The sequence below is a fragment of the Methylibium sp. genome, from assembly GCF_013817345.1.
Classification (GTDB): domain Bacteria; phylum Pseudomonadota; class Gammaproteobacteria; order Burkholderiales; family Burkholderiaceae_C; genus Methylibium.
This window is the reverse complement of the sequence record NZ_JACDCW010000042.1, coordinates 1-17843: the sequence shown is the minus strand read 5'-3', so window position 1 is coordinate 17843 and position 17843 is coordinate 1. Positions and strand designations below refer to the sequence as shown.

Here is a 17843-nt window from a genome sequence, read left to right as displayed (position 1 = left end):
CGCTCCGGGCCGGAGTTGCCATCGGGGCGCGACAGCAACGAGGCGCTGGGGATAATCGCCCGGATGCTCTGGATCAAAGCCTTTCACATCGTCTTCGTCGCGAGCTGGTTCGCCGGCTTGTTCTATCTGCCGCGGATCTTCGTCAACCTCGCGATGACGCCCGCCGACAGTCATGCCGAGCGCGAGCGACTGCTGCTCATGGCGCACAAGCTCTACCGCTTCAGCACCTTGCTGATGCTGCCCGCGCTGGCGCTGGGGCTGTGGCTCTGGCTGGGCTACGGCATCGGACGCGGCTCGTTCACCGAGGGCAACGGCTGGCTGCACGTGAAGCTGGCCTTGGTGTTGGGAGCGATCGGCTATCACCATGTCTGCCGCCGGCTGCTGCGTGACTTCGAGCAGTTCGCCAACCGCCGCAGCGACCGCTGGTACCGCGTCTTTAACGAGGCGGCCGTGCTGGTCTTCATCGCGATCGTCGTGCTGGTGGTCGTGAAACCGTTCTAGATGCGCCCGCACTCGCTGCGCTCACCGCCTCCGCAGGCGGGCGCCGAGATCACCGCCGAGCGCAGTTCGGCCTGGCCGCTGGCTGCGGTATGTCTGTGCGTGATCGTCTATGCCAGCCTGCACCCCTTCTCGGGCTGGCGGCTGCCGACGGGCAGCGCGGCCGGATGGCCCTGGCTGCCCTCGGCAATCGCACAGAGCCGCTTCGACATCGTGGGCAACCTGCTCGGCTATTTACCGCTCGGCGCGCTCCTTGCCGCCGGCGTGCTGCGCGGCGGGCATTCGCGCTGGCTCGCTTTTCTGTTGGCCGCATTGGTGGCAGGCGCGCTGAGTTATGTGATGGAGTCCTTGCAGCACCTCCTGCCGCTTCGGGTGCCCTCGCGGGTGGACTGGGCCCTCAACACGGCCGGCGCGGCGCTCGGTGCGCTGCTGGCCGCCGCGGCCGAGGCCTTGGGCGGGCTGGCGCGTTGGCAGCGCTGGCGCGAGCGCTGGTTCCTGCGCGGGCGCGGCTTCGGGCTGGCGCTGTTGCTGCTGTGGCCTTTCGGCCTCCTGTTTCCACCGCCGCTGCCCTTCGGCCTGGGCCAGGTGCTCAGCCGCGTCCGCGACGCGCTGGCCGGCGCGCTGACCGACACCGCCTGGGACGGCTGGCTGCGACCGAGCGCCGCGTTGCCGCCGGCGCCGCTCGCGCCCGGCGTGGAACTGCTCGGTATCGTGGCCGGGCTGCTCGCGCCCTGCCTGCTCGCCTTCGCGCTCACGCGCCCCGGCGCCCGGCGCGTGATCCTGCTGGCCGGTGCGCTGGTGCTCGGCGCGGCGGCCACCACGCTGTCGACGGTGCTCAATTTCGGCCCCGACCACGCGCTGACCTGGCTCACGCTGCCGGTCGTGCCCGGCTTTGCGGTGACGGTCGCCGTGGCCTTGCCTCTGGTCTTGCTGTCGGCGCGCAGCGCTGCGGCGCTGGCGCTGCCGGTGATCAGCCTCGGTCTGGCGTTGGTCAATCTGGCACCTGCCGATCCTTACTACGCCGCCAGTCTGCAGAGTTGGGAGCAGGGCCGCTTCATCCGTTTTCACGGCTTGTCGCAGTGGGTCGGCTGGCTGTGGCCGTGGGCGACGCTGGTCTACCTGATCGGCCGTGTCGCCGCCCGGGACCGGGGCGAAACCTAGAATCCCGAGATGAGCTATTACGAGCGCCACATTTTCTTCTGCCTGAACCAGCGAGACGGCGAAGCCTGCTGCGCTGACCGAGGCGCCGAGGCCGGTTTCTCGCGGTGCAAGTCGCGCGCCAAGTCCGCGGGGCTGATCGGCCCCGGCAAGCTGCGCGTCAACCGCGCGGGCTGCCTGGACCGCTGCGCCGGCGGGCCGGTGGCGGTGGTCTACCCGGAAGGCGTCTGGTACACCTTCGTGGACGAGGACGACATCGACGAGATCGTCGATTCGCACCTCATGCACGGTCGTGTGGTCGAGCGGCTGCTTCTGCCGCCCGACGTCGGCCATTGAGCCCGAAGCACGGCGACGTCCGAATGAACGCGCACACACAGCGTCTGGTGCTGTCCGGCCCGGGCGGCGACATCGAATGCGCCGTGGACCAGCCGACCGTGGCCGCGGGCGGGCATCTCGCTGCGCCTTCTGCGCTGATGGTGATCTGCCATCCCCACCCCCAGCATGGCGGCACGCTCGACAACAAGGTGGTGCAGACCCTGGCGCGTGCCGGGCTGGCGCTGGGCTATCGGACGGTGCGCTTCAACTTCCGCGGCGTGGGCGCTTCGGCCGGTGTCTGGGACGAGGGCCGCGGCGAGATCGACGACGCCCTGGCGGTGATCGAGGCCAGCCGCGCAGCAGACGGTGCGGCGGCGCTGCCCTGGGTGCTGGCCGGTTTTTCCTTCGGCGGCTATGTCGCTGCGAGCGCCGCCCAGAAGCTGCGCGACGGCGGCAACGCACCTGCGAGGCTGGCTTTGATCGCACCATCGACCCTCAAGCAGACCGTGCCCGCCGTGCCGCAGGACACTCTGGTCATCCACGGCGAGGCCGACGACGTGGTGCCGCTTGCGGCCACCCTCGACTGGGCCCGGCCGCAATCGCTGCCGGTCACCGTGATTCCCGGTGTCGGCCATTTCTTTCACGGGCAGCTCGCGCTGCTCAAATCGCTGGTGGTGCGCGCCTGGTCGCAAGCTCTGTGAACCGAATCGCGCCACCGCACTCCATCTTCGCTTTCCGCTCCCAAGACCCTCATGAAAAGACTGTTTGCCCTGCTGTTCGCCTTCGCCGTTTCCGCCGCCCAGGCGCAGGCACCGCAAGCGCCCGAGATCGCCGCGCGCTCCTTCCTGCTGTTCGACGTCACGACCAACCAGGTGTTGGCGTCCAAGAATCCGGACGAGCCGGTCGAGCCCGCTTCGCTGACCAAGCTGATGAGCGGCTACCTGGTCTTCCAGGCGCTGCGCGACAAGAAGCTGACGCTCGAGCAGACGCTGCAGGTGTCCGAGCGGGCCTGGCGCACCGGCATGACGGGCGCCTCGCGCAGCTTCCTGCCGCTGAACAGCCAGGTGTCGGTCGATGACCTGCTCAAAGGCATGATCGTGCAGAGCGGCAACGATGCGACCGTGGTACTGGCCGAGGGCGTCGGCGGCACCTACGAGCAGTTCGTTGAGATGATGAACCGCCAAGCCCAGGCTTTCGGCCTCGAGGCGACGAACTTCAAGAACCCGGAGGGCCTGACTGCCGCGGGCCACACCAGCACGGCGCGTGAGCTGGCTTTGATCGCCACCCGTCTGGTGCGCGACTTTCCCGAGTACCTGCATTACTACTCGACCAAAGAATTCACCTTCAACAAGATCAAGCAGAACAACCGGAACCTGCTGCTCTACCGTGACCCGAGCGTCGACGGCCTGAAGACGGGTTACACCGACGCGGCCGGCTATTGCCTCATCACCACCGCCCGACGCGATTTTCCGAACGGCCAGCGCCGCCTGATCAGCGTGGTGCTGGGTGCGGCCTCCGCAGAGGCGCGCGCCAACGAAAGCCAGAAGCTGCTCAATTGGGGCTTCGCTTCCTTCGACGCGGTCAAGCTGTTCGAGGCCAACCAGGCCGTCGTCAGCCCGGCCGTCTGGAAAGGCGCCAGCAACACCGCCAAGCTGGGCAGCGCCCATGCCGTGGTGGTCAGCGTGCCCAAGGGCGAAGGCGACAAGCTCAAGACCGACATCTCCCGCACCGATCCGCTGGTGGCCCCCCTTGCCAAGGGGCAGGTGGTCGGCAGCATCAAGGTCAGTGCGGCCGGCGCCACTGTGGTCGAAGTGCCGCTGGCGGTGCTCGAGCCGGTCGAGCAGGCGGGCCTGCTCGGCCGCGCCTGGGACGCACTGCGCTTGTGGATACAGTGAAGTGCTTGCGACTGCCCACTGTTCGACCTAGGCTGCACCCATGAACGAACTGCCGAACTCCATTCCTGCGGCCGTGGCCGACGCCCTGTGCTACCTGAACGGAGAGTACACGCCGCTGCGCGAGGCCAGGGTGAGTGTGCTCGACCGCGGTTTCCTGTTCGGTGACGGTCTCTACGAGGTCGTGCCGGTGTATGGGCGCCGCCTGTTTCGCTTCGACGAGCATCTGGCCCGGCTCGAGCGCAGCTGCGCCAAGGTGCGTATCACCAACCCTCACGACGCGCCGCAGTGGCTGGAGCGCATGCGCCGGTTGATCGCGGCGCAGTACGAGGCCAGCGGTGCCACTGACCAATTGATCTATCTGCAGGTCACCCGCGGCGTCGCGGTGCGCGATCACGTGATGCCCAAGGATCTACCGCCCACCGTCTTCATGATGGCCAGCGTGATGAAGCCTCCTACTGCGGAGCAGCGCCACGCCGGCGTCGCCTGCATCACCGCGCGTGACTTCCGCTGGGAGCGGGGCGACATCAAGTCTATTTCGCTGCTCGGCAATGTCATGGCGCGCCAGTTGTCGGCCGACCACGGTGCCGAGGAAACGGTCATGTTGCGCGACGGCTTCCTCACGGAGGCCGCTGCGTCCAACGTGTGGGTGGTCAAGGACGGCGCCCTCATCGGCCCGCCCAAGAGCGAGCACGTGCTCGAGGGCGTGCGTTTCGAGTTGCTGCGCGAGCTTTGCGAGGACGAAGGCATCGCCTACAGCCTGCGGCCGATCAGCGAGGGCGAACTGCTTGCCGCCGACGAGCTGCTGCTCAGCTCGGCAACCAAGGAAATTCTGCCGGTGACGCGCCTGGACGGCGAGCCGGTCGGCCACGGTGCGCTGGGCGGTAAGCCCGGACCCGTCTATGCGCGCTTGTACGAGGCCTACCAGCGCGCCAAGGCCAGCCAGTCGATCTGAGCGCGGAGGCGCTTTCGCGGTTGACTCGGCCGCCGATGCCCTCATCTGCGAACGATGCAACCGACCATGTCCGCCATCCCACCCGACATTCCTCCCGAAGCGTCGCTGATCGAATACCCCAGCGCCTTTCCGATCAAGGTGATGGGCGTCAACGAAGACGGCTTCGCGCAGGCGATGGCCGAAATCGCGTGCCGCTTCGACCCGTCCTTCGACGGGTCAACCGTGGAGATGCGCCCCAGCAAGGGCAACAAGTACCTCGGCCTGACCCTCACCGTCATCGCCACCAGCCGCGAACAGCTCGACGATCTGTACCGCGCGCTCGGTGCGCATCCCTCGGTCAAGGTGGTGCTTTGACCGCGACGCTTGCGGCCTGTGTGCAGCGGACTGCGCCGCCGCGGCATAGCGCGTGAAGACCCTGCGCCTGGGCCGCGTCGATTACGCAGCCACGGACGCTGGCATGCGCGCTTTCACCGACGCGCGCACCGCCGAAACGCCCGATGAGCTGTGGCTGTGCGAGCACCCGCCCGTGTTCACCCAGGGTATTGCCGGCAAGGCCGAGCACGTGCTCGACGCCGGCGCCATCCCGGTCGTTCAGACCAACCGCGGCGGGCAAGTCACCTACCACGGGCCCGGCCAGGTCATTGCGTATCCGCTGGTCGATCTGCGCCGACTCGGCCTGCATGCCAAGGAGTACGTGTTCCGGCTCGAGCAGGCGCTGCTGAAGACGCTGGAGGGCCAGGGCGTCACCGGCCATCGCATCGCCGGCGCGCCTGGCGTTTATGTGAACCTGCAAGATCCTTCCGGCCACGGCGCCTTGCCCGAGCCGCGCGATCCGCGCGATCCGTGGCGCGGCATCGGCAAGGTCGCTGCGCTGGGCATCAAGATCAGCCGGGGCTGCGGCTACCACGGCGTCGCGCTCAACGTGGCGATGGACCTGAGCCCCTTCACGCGCATCAATCCCTGCGGCTACGCGGGGCTCGCGACGGTCGATCTTTCTACAATCGGCGTCGTCACCGATTGGGACGCTGCCGCCGATTCGCTCTCCGCGCGACTGGTGAACTACCTGAGTCCCTGAAAACTCCGATCGATCGAATGTCCATGACCACCGATTCCTCCGCGGCCCTAGCCTCGGCCGCCGCCCCTGGCGCCTACGACCCGAGCGCCAAACAGAAGGCACAGGCCAAGACCGCGCGCATCCCTATCAAGGTGGTTGCGGCCGAGGTGCTCAAGAAACCCGACTGGATCCGCGTCAAGGCCGGCTCGCCCACGACGCGCTTCTACGAGATCAAGCAGATCCTGCGCGAACACAAGCTGCACACGGTGTGCGAGGAAGCCTCCTGCCCCAACATCGGCGAGTGCTTCGGCAAGGGCACGGCCACCTTCATGATCATGGGCGACAAGTGCACGCGGCGTTGCCCGTTCTGCGACGTCGGCCACGGCCGGCCCGACCCGCTGGACGCCGACGAGCCGCTCAACATGGCCAAGACCATTGCGGCATTGAAGCTCAAGTACGTCGTCATCACCAGCGTGGACCGGGATGATCTGCGCGATGGAGGCGCGGCGCATTTCGTCCAGTGCATCCAGAAAGTCCGTGAGCTGTCGCCGGCCACGCAGATCGAAATCCTCACGCCCGACTTCCGCGGCCGCATGGACCGCGCGCTGGAAATCCTGAAGGCTGCGCCGCCCGACGTGATGAACCACAACCTGGAAACGGTGCCGCGCCTGTACAAGGAAGCGCGCCCGGGTTCGGATTACGCGTTCTCACTGAATTTGCTCAAGCGGTTCAAGGAATTCGCGCCGGGCGTGCCCACAAAGAGCGGGCTGATGGTCGGCCTGGGTGAAACCGACGACGAGATCCTCGCGGCGATGCGCGACATGCGCGCGCACGGCATCGACATGCTCACGCTCGGTCAGTACCTAGCCCCCAGCGGCCACCATCTCCCGGTGCGCCGCTACGTTCATCCCGACACCTTCAATATGTTCGAGGCCGAGGCGAAGGCCATGGGCTTCAGCCATGCCGCCGTCGGCGCGCTGGTGCGGTCGAGCTATCACGCCGACGCGCAGGCGCACGCCGCAGGCGTTGCGAGCCTGCCTTGACCGATCTGCCTCAGATGAGCCAGCGGCCGGCGCGACTGCACGCATGCGCGCCACGCCTGAAGCCGTGCGCGCCGCATTGCCGCGCAGCTTGGTCTCCCTCGCGCAATCCGATCTGATGAAGGCCTTGTCACGAGCCGGATGAGCCGGGGTGCGAGGAGCGGACCGGCGGGTCATCCTGCAGGCGTTCGGTGCCGTTCAGCTTTCGGCGAGCAGCTCGTCCACCAGGGCGTGCAGTTCCTCGAAATCCGGCTCGCCGAGGTAACGCTTGACGACCTCGCCGCGCTTGTTGATCAACACGCTGGTGGGAGTGAGCTGCACATCGCCGAAGCTGCGCGCGATGGACCCATCGAGGTCCATCGTGACCAGAAACGGCAACTTGCGCGTCTCGACGAAGTTCACCACGTAGGCCGGCGGGTCGTAGCTCATCGCCACCGCCAGCGTCTGATAGCCGCGCGACTCGAACTTCTCGTGCGTGGCGATCAGTTCGGGCATCTCCTTGACGCAGGTCACGCAACTCGTGGCCCAGAAGTTCACGAGTACGACCTGGCCGCGCAATTGCTCGGTGCTGTGCGTGGAGCCGTCGAGCAGCGTGTAGGGCACGGTGGGCGCGAGCGGCTTGTCGGTCAAGGCAACAAAGGCCGCCGCGCCGATTGCCAAGACCACGACAGCAGCGGCAAGATGGCGGATGAGTTTCATTGAGGAGCCGGTCATGGATCGACGTCAGTTTACGGGTCAGCTCGCCGTCGGTGCGGCCCTGTGGGTTTGCGCGGCCCAGGCGCGCGCACTTTCGCTCACAGACGCCGATGCCCGCGCTGGCCTCAAGGCGGCGCTCGAGCGCGGCGCGACTGCAGCCGTGAGCCTGCTGGGCAGGACCGACGGCTTCCTGGGGAATCCGAAGGTCCGCATCGCACTGCCCTCGGGCGTCGACAGCGCGGCCAAGCTGTTGCGGGGCATCGGGCAAGGCCGCAAGGTCGACGAGCTGGTGACCGCCATGAACCGCGCCGCCGAGGCGGCCGTGCCGCAGTCCCGGCAGTTGCTGAGCGATGCGGTGGCGCGGATGTCGGTGACCGACGCGAAGAAGATCCTGACCGGGGGCGACACCTCGGTGACGCAGTTCTTCGCCGACCAGACGCGCAAGCCGCTGGGCGCGACTTTCCTGCCGATCGTCACCGAGCAGACCGAAAAAGTGGCTCTGGCCGACAAGTACAACGCGGTCGCCGGCAGGGCGGCCGGCTTCGGGCTCCTGAACAAGGACGACGCCAACATCCAGCAGTACGTGACCGGCAAGACGCTCGACGGCCTGTACCTGATGATCGGCGAGGAAGAAAAGAAAATCCGCCGCGACCCGGTAGGCACCGGCAGCGATCTGCTGAAGAAGGTGTTCGGCTCGATCTGACCGGCGTGCCGCCGCCGCGGCGCGGTCAGAAACTCTTCGACAGTTCGAACACCAGCGCCGACGGCAGGGCCTGGCGCAGCCCGGCGCGCGCGACGCGGGCGTGGTTCATGCCGTCGAAGCCCGAGACCTCGAACGAGCGGCTGCCTTCCTCGACGATCTCTATGAAGGAAAACGCCGGCAGTTCCGAGCGGATGTCGTCGGCCAACTGCTCGAGTTCATCGCAGTGCAACGCCGCTTCGAAGACGATGGCGTGCGGCAGCCCGCCGCGGCAGAAATCGACGGCCTCGTCGACCGAGTACACGCAGTCGACGGTCAATCCCATGTCCGCGACGGCCGAGCGGACCTGTGCACGCAACTCGCGACCGTCGGCGATCACCAGTAGCTGGCGGCCAGCGAGGGGCTTGGAGTTGCCGCTCGGGGTGGCTGACGAGGCGGTTTGCTGGATATTCACAGCTTCTTCGGCCGCATCGTCGACGGTGCGCGGAAACTCGAGCGTCAGCATCACCTGCTCGCCGTCCATGTCGCGCTGAAGGTTCAGTTCCATGGAATCGGCCGCCTGCACGATCAGGTGCCAGTTCAGCGAATCCAGCGCCGCGGCCGCCGGCACTCCCGGCTGCTCCGCCGTGGCGGGATGGTGCTGGAAGTTGCAACTTACCCGGCCTTGAGTTGGCCGGCTCTTGAGGTCGACGCGGAAATCGATGTTCGCCCGGCCCGACTCGACAGCCCAGTCGAGCACGGCATTGAGCAAGGTGAACAGCAAGCTCGGATCGACAAGCACCTCGATGGGCCGGGTGACCTGCCGCACGTTGACGCCGCGCTTGGCGACTTCGCGCGCCCGGTAGGCGAGCACCGACTGCAGCGTGTGGGCCAGGTTGAGCCGCTCGTGAGACTGCCGCAGGTGCTTGGAGGCGAGGCGCGAGAGTTGCTGACTCACCATGCCGACTCGCCGGGCCTGCTCGATCTCGACACGCAAGGCGCGCAAGCCTTCGCGGTCGATGCGGCCGGTGGTGGTGAGGGCGATGACCCGCTCCAGCGCGGCGCTCAGCGGCTCGGCGATTTCGCGCCCGACCTGCGCGGTCAGCGCACGCCATGAATGAACCGAGGCGGTCTTCTCGACGGGAGCCACTGGCAACAGCAGGGTCGGACGGGCGGTCATGCGGTTTCCGAAGATGAATGGCGCGGTGTGGGGGCCGACTGCACCGTGGCGATGCGGTCGCGCATTCTGTGACGATCGCGGCCGAAGCTCCAGCGCTCACGGCACTGCAGAGGTCGGCTCCCCCCGTTTCAGTGGCCGTGCGGGCCCAAGGCACCCGCTGAACGGGCGTGGCCTGTGCGCTCGGCGTCCCAGCCGAGCCAGTCGAGCAACACGGCTTCGGTGTGCTCGCCCAGCCGGGGCGGGGGCAGGCGAGTGCGCGCGGGCGTGGTGGACAGCTTCAACGGGCTGGCCACCAGCCGCAGGGCGGCGTCCAGCGGATGCGCCACTGCCTCGGTCATGCCGCGTGCCAGCACCTGCGGATCGGCAAACACCTGATCGAGCGTGTTGATCGGCCCGCAAGGCACCTTGGCGGCCTCGAGTGCATTCAACCAATCCTCGCGGCTGCGTTCGCGCATCAACGCTGCGAGCACAGGCACCAGCACGGCCCGGTGGCGCACGCGGTCGGCGTTCCTCGCGAAACGGGGGTCGGTAGCCAGTTCGGCGCGACCAGCCACTTCGCAGAAGCGGGCGAACTGGCCGTCGTTGCCGACAGCCAGGACGACATGCCCGTCGGCCGCTTCGAACACCTGGTAAGGCACGATGTTCTGGTGCGCGTTGCCGGCGCGGCCCGGCACCTCGCCGCTCACCAGGTAGTTCGCGCCAAGGTTGGCGAGCATCGCGACCTGGCTGTCCAGCAGGGCCATGTCGAGGTACTGGCCGTTGCCGCGCCGCCAGCCCTCGGCGTCGCGGTGGCGCAGCGCTGCCAGGATGCCAATGGTGGCGTACAGGCCGGTGAACAGGTCCGCCACGGCGACGCCGACCTTCTGCGGCCCGCCGCCCGGCTCGTCGTCGCCGATCTCCAGGCGAGACGGGCCGGTCACGCTCATCAGGCCGCCGATGCCCTGGACCGCATAGTCGTAGCCGGCGCGGTCTCGGTAGGGGCCGGTCTGGCCGTAGCCCGTGATCGAGCAGTAGACGAGCTGCGGATTGAGCGCTCGCAGGCTCTCTTGGTCGAGGCCGTAGCGCGCCATGTCGCCGACCTTGTAGTTCTCGACCAGCACGTCGGCTTGCTGCGCGAGTTCGCGGACCAGCGTCTGTCCCTCGGCATGAGCAAGGTCGATCGTGATCGAGCGCTTGTTGCGGTTGGCGCCGAGGTAGTAGGCCGACTCCTCGCTGTCGGCGCCGGTGGCGTCCTTCAGGAACGGCGGGCCCCAAGCGCGCGTGTCGTCGCCGCTGCCGGGGCGTTCGATCTTCACGACATCGGCACCGAGGTCGCCCAGTACCTGGGTGCACCACGGCCCGGCAAGCACACGGGAAAGGTCGAGCACGCGAATGCCCGAAAGCGACGAATCAGCGAGAGGGAGCTGGGCTTGCATCTTGCGATTTTGCCGCTGTCGATAATCCGGCGATGCCTGTCGTCGGTCGTCTGTCGCTCTTGTCAATTGGGCTTGCCGCGTTCGTCCCGGGCTGTTCACCCACGCTCGATTGGCGCCAGGTGCGTGCCGAGGGCGGCGCTGTCACGCTGCTCCTGCCGTGCAAGCCCGAACGCAGGACCCGGCCGGTGGTGCTTGGGGACGTGTCGGCGACAGTGGAAGTGCTTGCCTGCGGCGCAGGCGGCACGACTTGGGGGTTGACCAGCGCCGATATGGGCGAACCGGCGCAGGTTGGCCCCGCATTGGCCGCGCTGCGGGCGGCTCGTAGCGACAACCTCGAGGGGCGCGAGACCGAAGCGCGCGCCGTGCGGTTCGCCAAGCTGGCGTCCGAGCCACCTCCCCTGCGCTTGCGCGTCGAAGGCCGCAAGCCTGACGGTCAGCCGATCGTCGAGCATTCGCTGCTGTTCGCTCACGGTTCGCATGTCTTCCATGCTGCCGCGCTCGGCGGCGCGCCGTCGGACAGGGCCCTTGAAACCTTCTTCGAGGGGCTCGAGCCGGCACGCTGAGCCGCGACCGGCGCACTGCCCGGGCGGCCGAGGGCCCGGCGGCCACGCAATCCGGATTGCGCACCGCACGTCAAGGTGCGGGCTGCGCAGATAATCGCCGGTCACATGGCTGGCCTGCTCATCATCGCGCACGCGCCGCTCGCCTCCGCCCTGAAGGCGGCTGCCGGGCACGCCTTCCCTGAGGCGGTGCACCGCGTGCAGGCCTGCGACGTGGTTGCCCAGGTCGCGCTCGAAGATGTCGAAACTCAGGCGCGCCTGCTGCTCCAGCAGGCGCTGAGGATGTCCAGCCGGTGCGAGGCGCTCATCCTCACCGACGCTTTCGGGGCCACGCCATCGAACATTGCGCAACGGCTCGCCGACGGCGTGCATGTCAAGGTGGTCACGGGCGTGAATGTGCCGATGTTGTGGCGAACCATGAACTACGCGGACGAACCGCTGGAGATGCTTGTCGCCCGTGCGCTGGCCGGCGCCACGCAGGGAGTGATGCAGGTCGCTCCCGCGCGCCCGCAGAATCAGACGCAGACCCTAGGAGCGCGACCGGGCGATGATTTCGACGCGAATAAAGATCAGCAATAAGCTCGGCCTGCATGCACGGGCCTCGGCCAAGCTTGCCAAACTGGCGGGCAGTTATCCCTGCGAGGTCTTCCTCGGTCGCGGTGAACGCCGGGTGAACGCGAAAAGCATCATGGGCGTGATGATGCTGGCCGCCGGCTTGGGCGCTGAAATCGAGGTCGAAACCTCCGGCGACCGCGAACGCGAAGCGATGGACGCACTGCTTGCGTTGATCACCAACCGCTTCGGCGAAGGCGAATAGGGCAGCGCCTCAGGCGTGGGGGAGGTGCCGGCGCTACGTTTCGAGCAGGCCTCGGGTAGCGGAAGCGGGGGCGAGTCGGCAGCGGCAGATCGCTCATCAAGTTTCTCCTGGTGGCGATGACACGGTGCCGGCGACAGAGCCGTGACGTTGCGAAGCAGTCCCGCGTGACTTCGCAGTGACAGTGCCCCTTCGTTTCGCGGCGGCGTGCCGCGGCTGTCTGCTCTGCGCGCTGCTACGATCGTTTCATGAGCTTCCAGGTTTTCGGCTTTCCGGTTTCGCGCGGTGTGGCGATCGGGCGGGCCGTACTCGTGGCCTCGAGTCGCGTCGATGTTGCGCATTACTTCATCGAAGCGCAGCAGATCGAGACCGAGGTGCAGCGGCTGCGCTCGGCTCGCGATGCGGTGGCCAGCGAACTACATGGTTTGCAGCGCGACATGCCGGCGGATGCGCCGCCGGAGCTGTCTGCGCTGCTCGACGTTCACCTGATGCTGCTGCACGACGACGCGCTGACCGGCGCCACCGGAAGCTGGGTCCGAGACCGTCACTACAACGCCGAATGGGCGCTGTCAGCGCAGCTCGAAGTGGTGGCCCGGCAGTTCGACGAGATGGAGAACGACTACCTGCGCGAGCGCAAGGCCGATCTGGAGCAGGTGGTCGAGCAATTGCTCCGAGCCCTCGCTCAACAGCGCGGGCGAGCGACTCCGGCCCATGCCGTCAATCCGCGAGACTTCGCTGGCGAGGATCCGCTGGTGCTGGTGGCGAGCGACATTTCGCCGGCCGACATGCTGCAATTCAAGCGCAGTATCTTCACCGGCTTCGTCACCGATGTAGGGGGCCGCACGTCGCACACCGCGATTGTTGCGCGCAGTCTCGATATTCCGGCCGTGGTCGGTGCGCGGGAGGCCAGCCGCCTCGTTCGACAGGACGATTGGGTGGTCATCGACGGCGACGCGGGTGTCGTGATCGTCGACCCGTCTCCCATCGTGCTCGAAGAATATCGATTCCGTCAGCGCCAAGGCGGCCTGGAGCGCGAGCGCTTGACCCGCCTGAGGCACACGCCGGCGGTCACCCTCGATGGCCAGAGGGTTGAACTGCTTGCGAACATCGAACTCCCCGGTGACACCAAAGCTGCGCTGGAGGCGGGAGCGGTCGGCGTAGGGCTGTTTCGAAGCGAGTTCCTCTTTATGAATCGCAACGGCGATCTGCCGGGGGAAGACGAACAGTACGAGGCCTACCGCGCGGTGGTCGAGGCAATGCGCGGCTTGCCGGTCACCATCCGGACCGTCGACATCGGCGCCGACAAGGCTCTCGACCGAATGTCCGTCCACGAGCTTCGGCACGAGCACGCCTTGAACCCGGCCCTGGGGCTGCGCGCCATACGGTGGAGCCTTTCCGAGCCAAGCATGTTTCGCCAGCAGCTTCGCGCCATCCTCCGTGCGAGCGCCCACGGGCAAGTACGTTTGCTGGTGCCGATGGTGGCGCATGCGTCAGAGATTCGCGGCACCTTTGATGCGCTTGCCCGGGCGAAACAGCAGTTGCAGGAAAGCGGCCGTGCCTACACCGACGTTCCCGTAGGCGCGATGATCGAAGTGCCTGCTGCAGCATTGATGGCTCATGTTTTCCTCGATCAGTTCGACTTTTTGTCGCTCGGCACGAACGATTTGATTCAGTACACCCTCGCGATTGATCGCGCCGACGAAGCCGTCGCCCACCTGTACGATCCCTGGCACCCGGCAGTGCTCGAACTGGTATCGCGCACGATCAGCGTGGGCCGCGCTCGCGGCAAGCAGGTGAGCGTGTGCGGCGAGATGGCAGGAGATCCTGCCTTTACCGAGGCGCTGTTGGGAATGGGCTTGCGCAGCTTCTCCATGCACCCGGCGCAAGTCGCGACCGTCAAGCAGCAAGTGCTTCGCGCCGACACGCGCAGGCTTGCTTCTAGGGATGCGGCCGTGGTTCCTTGAAAGCTTGCGTTCGAACAAAAAGCCGTCAGTGATTTGCGCGGTGCGGACCGTTCATGCTACAGTCGCTCTCTTCGCTGGACACAGCGCCGCCAAGGCAACAGCCAAAAGCGCCGACAAGTTCTTCGAAGAAAACAAAGTGATTGGTTGACAAGGTTTCAACAACAGGTCACAATCTCATCTCTGTGCTGATCACTGGTCAGCAACGCCGCAAGGCGACGCTCTTTAACAAATAACAGCCGATAAGTGTGGGCGTTTGAAGGCGAGTGCCAAGAGTCGCAAGACTCAGGTCTCATGACCTTAAACGCTCACTGAATTGAAATTCATGCAAGTGAAGTTCACTTCAATTCTTTGAGTAATTTATCAAGATCGAACTGAAGAGTTTGATCCTGGCTCAGATTGAACGCTGGCGGCATGCCTTACACATGCAAGTCGAACGGCAGCACGGGAGCAATCCTGGTGGCGAGTGGCGAACGGGTGAGTAATACATCGGAACGTGCCCAGTTGTGGGGGATAGCCCGGCGAAAGCCGGATTAATACCGCATACGACCTAAGGGTGAAAGCGGGGGATCGCAAGACCTCGCGCAATTGGAGCGGCCGATGTCGGATTAGCTTGTTGGTGGGGTAAAAGCTCACCAAGGCTACGATCCGTAGCTGGTCTGAGAGGACGACCAGCCACACTGGGACTGAGACACGGCCCAGACTCCTACGGGAGGCAGCAGTGGGGAATTTTGGACAATGGGCGCAAGCCTGATCCAGCCATGCCGCGTGCGGGAAGAAGGCCTTCGGGTTGTAAACCGCTTTTGTCAGGGAAGAAACGGTTCGAGCTAATACCTTGAGCTAATGACGGTACCTGAAGAATAAGCACCGGCTAACTACGTGCCAGCAGCCGCGGTAATACGTAGGGTGCGAGCGTTAATCGGAATTACTGGGCGTAAAGCGTGCGCAGGCGGCTTTGCAAGACAGATGTGAAATCCCCGGGCTCAACCTGGGAACTGCATTTGTGACTGCAATGCTGGAGTGCGGCAGAGGGGGATGGAATTCCGCGTGTAGCAGTGAAATGCGTAGATATGCGGAGGAACACCGATGGCGAAGGCAATCCCCTGGGCCTGCACTGACGCTCATGCACGAAAGCGTGGGGAGCAAACAGGATTAGATACCCTGGTAGTCCACGCCCTAAACGATGTCAACTGGTTGTTGGACGGCTTGCTGTTCAGTAACGAAGCTAACGCGTGAAGTTGACCGCCTGGGGAGTACGGCCGCAAGGTTGAAACTCAAAGGAATTGACGGGGACCCGCACAAGCGGTGGATGATGTGGTTTAATTCGATGCAACGCGAAAAACCTTACCTACCCTTGACATGCCAGGAACTTGCCAGAGATGGCTTGGTGCTCGAAAGAGAGCCTGGACACAGGTGCTGCATGGCCGTCGTCAGCTCGTGTCGTGAGATGTTGGGTTAAGTCCCGCAACGAGCGCAACCCTTGTCATTAGTTGCTACGTAAGGGCACTCTAATGAGACTGCCGGTGACAAACCGGAGGAAGGTGGGGATGACGTCAGGTCATCATGGCCCTTATGGGTAGGGCTACACACGTCATACAATGGCCGGTACAGAGGGTTGCCAACCCGCGAGGGGGAGCTAATCCCAGAAAACCGGTCGTAGTCCGGATCGCAGTCTGCAACTCGACTGCGTGAAGTCGGAATCGCTAGTAATCGCGGATCAGCTTGCCGCGGTGAATACGTTCCCGGGTCTTGTACACACCGCCCGTCACACCATGGGAGCGGGTTCTGCCAGAAGTAGTTAGCCTAACCGTAAGGAGGGCGATTACCACGGCAGGGTTCGTGACTGGGGTGAAGTCGTAACAAGGTAGCCGTATCGGAAGGTGCGGCTGGATCACCTCCTTTCTGGAAATAGCACTCAATTTCTCGCGCCCACTCTTATCGGCTGTTTTTGACGACAGAAGTGAAACGTGAACCGGCTTGACGTGTCCGCAAGGCCAATCGCCTAGGGTTCACGCATGATCGGATCGTCCGCGTTTCATTCCGAATGCGAGGGTCTGTAGCTCAGTCGGTTAGAGCACCGTCTTGATAAGGCGGGGGTCGTTGGTTCGAATCCAACCAGACCCACCACCATTCCACACCGGGGGTGTAGCTCAGCTGGGAGAGCACCTGCTTTGCAAGCAGGGGGTCATCGGTTCGATCCCGTTCACCTCCACCATTTTAAAAGATTTCACACGCTAATGGCCAAAGGCTGTTTGCGTGTGCGATCGCAAGATCGGCTGTCGTTCTTTAAAAATTCGTAGAGTCAAATCAGTGTTGTCGACGGAAACCGCTTCATGGCGGACCGTGCCGTCGGCAACTTTTTGATTGCGTCAACAAATTCAACTTGCGAAAGTTGAAAACGGCATAACGCGTAATACTCAAATCAGTCCTTGACGATGCTTCTACAGCGAGGCGTCAAAGTTATAGGGTCAAGTGACTAAGTGCATGTGGTGGATGCCTTGGCGATTACAGGCGACGAAGGACGTGATAGCCTGCGATAAGCTTCGGGGAGCTGGCAAATTAGCTTTGATCCGGAGATTTCCGAATGGGGAAACCCACCCGCAAGGGTATCGCATGCTGAATACATAGGCATGCGAGGCGAACCGGGTGAACTGAAACATCTCAGTAGCTCGAGGAATAGACATCAACCGAGATTCCGAAAGTAGCGGCGAGCGAAATCGGACCAGCCTGCACGTTTTAGCAGTTGATTTATCAGAACAGTCTGGAAAGGCTGGCTATAGCGGGTGATAGCCCCGTATGAAAAAAGTCGATTGTAGAACTGGGCGTGCGACAAGTAGGGCGGGACACGAGAAATCCTGTCTGAAGATGGGGGGACCATCCTCCAAGGCTAAATACTCGTAATCGACCGATAGTGAACTAGTACCGTGAGGGAAAGGCGAAAAGAACCCCGGGAGGGGAGTGAAATAGATCCTGAAACCGCATGCATACAAAAAGTCGGAGCCTGTAAAGGTGACGGCGTACCTTTTGTATAATGGGTCAGCGACTTACATTCAGTGGCAAGCTTAACCGAATAGGGAAGGCGTAGAGAAATCGAGTCCGAATAGGGCGTTCAGTCGCTGGGTGTAGACCCGAAACCAAGTGATCTATCCATGGCCAGGATGAAGGTGCGGTAACACGCACTGGAGGTCCGAACCGACTAGTGTTGCAAAACTAGCGGATGAGCTGTGGATAGGGGTGAAAGGCTAAACAAACTTGGAAATAGCTGGTTCTCTCCGAAAACTATTTAGGTAGTGCCTCAAGTATTACCATCGGGGGTAGAGCACTGTTATGGCTAGGGGGTCATGGCGACTTACCAAACCATTGCAAACTCCGAATACCGATGAGTACAGCTTGGGAGACAGTGCACCGGGTGCTAACGTCCGGACACAAGAGGGAAACAACCCAGACCGCCAGCTAAGGTCCCTAATATTGGCTAAGTGGGAAACGAAGTGGGAAGGCTAAAACAGTCAGGATGTTGGCTTAGAAGCAGCCATCATTTAAAGAAAGCGTAATAGCTCACTGATCGAGTCGTCCTGCGCGGAAGATGTAACGGGGCTAAGCCAGTAACCGAAGCTGCGGATGCACAG

At 64.3% G+C, this 17843-nt stretch carries 17 protein-coding genes, 2 tRNA genes and 2 rRNA genes; 18 read left to right on the top strand and 3 right to left on the bottom strand.

Annotation, left to right across the window (positions count from 1 at the left end):
• The first annotated feature begins 63 nt into the window (after positions 1–63).
• The 9 genes from H0W40_RS09945 to lipA all read left to right on the top strand — a co-directional run bounded on the left by H0W40_RS09945 (position 64) and on the right by lipA (position 6915).
• The gene (locus H0W40_RS09945; protein WP_292445755.1) at positions 64–501 is read left to right on the top strand and encodes a CopD family protein; all 438 of its coding nucleotides are present in this window, start codon (positions 64–66) and stop codon (positions 499–501) included.
• The gene (locus H0W40_RS09940) at positions 502–1659 is read left to right on the top strand and encodes a VanZ family protein (protein ID WP_292445754.1); all 1158 of its coding nucleotides are present in this window, start codon (positions 502–504) and stop codon (positions 1657–1659) included.
• 9 nt (positions 1660–1668) lie between these two features.
• Entirely contained in the window at positions 1669–1992 is a 324-nt protein-coding gene (locus H0W40_RS09935) for a (2Fe-2S) ferredoxin domain-containing protein (protein WP_292445753.1), read from the top strand.
• A gap of 23 nt (positions 1993–2015) precedes the next feature.
• Positions 2016–2672 (top strand): alpha/beta fold hydrolase, encoded by a 657-nt coding sequence (locus H0W40_RS09930; RefSeq protein WP_292445751.1) that lies wholly within the window; start codon positions 2016–2018, stop codon positions 2670–2672.
• 51 nt (positions 2673–2723) lie between these two features.
• Entirely contained in the window at positions 2724–3866 is a 1143-nt protein-coding gene (locus H0W40_RS09925; protein WP_292445749.1) for a D-alanyl-D-alanine carboxypeptidase family protein, read from the top strand.
• A 40-nt stretch (positions 3867–3906) separates the two neighbouring features.
• Complete coding sequence (locus H0W40_RS09920) at positions 3907–4818, top strand: aminotransferase class IV (RefSeq protein WP_292445747.1); 912 nt, start codon at positions 3907–3909, stop codon at positions 4816–4818.
• Positions 4819–4884: 66 nt separating this feature from the next.
• A complete protein-coding gene (locus H0W40_RS09915; protein ID WP_292445746.1) occupies positions 4885–5172 on the top strand; it encodes a DUF493 family protein in 288 nt (95 codons plus the stop codon).
• Positions 5173–5224: 52 nt separating this feature from the next.
• Positions 5225–5893, top strand: a complete 669-nt coding sequence (gene lipB / locus H0W40_RS09910) for a lipoyl(octanoyl) transferase LipB (protein ID WP_292445745.1) — start codon at positions 5225–5227, stop codon at positions 5891–5893.
• A 23-nt stretch (positions 5894–5916) separates the two neighbouring features.
• Positions 5917–6915: a lipoyl synthase gene (lipA, locus tag H0W40_RS09905; RefSeq protein ID WP_292445744.1), complete on the top strand. Its 999-nt coding sequence runs from the start codon at positions 5917–5919 to the stop codon at positions 6913–6915.
• A gap of 195 nt (positions 6916–7110) precedes the next feature.
• Here the strand turns inward: lipA and H0W40_RS09900 are convergent, their stop codons facing one another.
• Positions 7111–7626, bottom strand: coding sequence for a TlpA disulfide reductase family protein (locus H0W40_RS09900; RefSeq protein ID WP_292445742.1), 516 nt, complete (start codon positions 7624–7626; stop codon positions 7111–7113).
• Between H0W40_RS09900 and H0W40_RS09895 the strand changes: the two genes are divergently transcribed.
• Positions 7625–8311, top strand: a complete 687-nt coding sequence (locus H0W40_RS09895; protein WP_292445741.1) for a DUF4197 domain-containing protein — start codon at positions 7625–7627, stop codon at positions 8309–8311. The two genes, H0W40_RS09900 and H0W40_RS09895, sit on opposite strands and share 2 nt — an antisense overlap.
• Positions 8312–8336: 25 nt before the next feature.
• Here H0W40_RS09895 and H0W40_RS09890 read toward each other — a convergent pair whose 3' ends face one another.
• Entirely contained in the window at positions 8337–9467 is a 1131-nt protein-coding gene (locus H0W40_RS09890; protein ID WP_292445740.1) for a hypothetical protein, read from the bottom strand.
• A 128-nt stretch (positions 9468–9595) separates the two neighbouring features.
• The gene (locus H0W40_RS09885; protein WP_292445738.1) at positions 9596–10882 is read right to left on the bottom strand and encodes a CaiB/BaiF CoA-transferase family protein; all 1287 of its coding nucleotides are present in this window, start codon (positions 10880–10882) and stop codon (positions 9596–9598) included.
• Between the two features lie 32 nt (positions 10883–10914).
• Between H0W40_RS09885 and H0W40_RS09880 the strand changes: the two genes are divergently transcribed.
• The 8 genes from H0W40_RS09880 to H0W40_RS09845 all read left to right on the top strand — a co-directional run.
• A complete protein-coding gene (locus H0W40_RS09880) occupies positions 10915–11445 on the top strand; it encodes a hypothetical protein (protein WP_292445737.1) in 531 nt (176 codons plus the stop codon).
• A gap of 105 nt (positions 11446–11550) precedes the next feature.
• On the top strand, positions 11551–12021 hold the full coding sequence (locus tag H0W40_RS09875) for a PTS fructose transporter subunit IIA (RefSeq protein ID WP_292445736.1): 471 nt from the start codon (positions 11551–11553) through the stop codon (positions 12019–12021).
• Complete coding sequence (locus H0W40_RS09870; protein WP_292445735.1) at positions 11990–12259, top strand: HPr family phosphocarrier protein; 270 nt, start codon at positions 11990–11992, stop codon at positions 12257–12259. Before H0W40_RS09875 ends, H0W40_RS09870 begins: the two co-directional genes overlap by 32 nt.
• Positions 12260–12504: 245 nt before the next feature.
• Positions 12505–14220, top strand: a complete 1716-nt coding sequence (gene ptsP / locus H0W40_RS09865) for a phosphoenolpyruvate--protein phosphotransferase (RefSeq protein ID WP_292445733.1) — start codon at positions 12505–12507, stop codon at positions 14218–14220.
• Between the two features lie 368 nt (positions 14221–14588).
• Positions 14589–16119, top strand: a 16S ribosomal RNA gene (locus H0W40_RS09860).
• Between the two features lie 148 nt (positions 16120–16267).
• Positions 16268–16344, top strand: a tRNA-Ile gene (locus H0W40_RS09855).
• Between the two features lie 12 nt (positions 16345–16356).
• Positions 16357–16432 (top strand) — tRNA-Ala (locus H0W40_RS09850).
• Positions 16433–16683: 251 nt separating this feature from the next.
• A 23S ribosomal RNA gene (locus H0W40_RS09845) occupies positions 16684–17843 on the top strand; the annotation flags it as partial.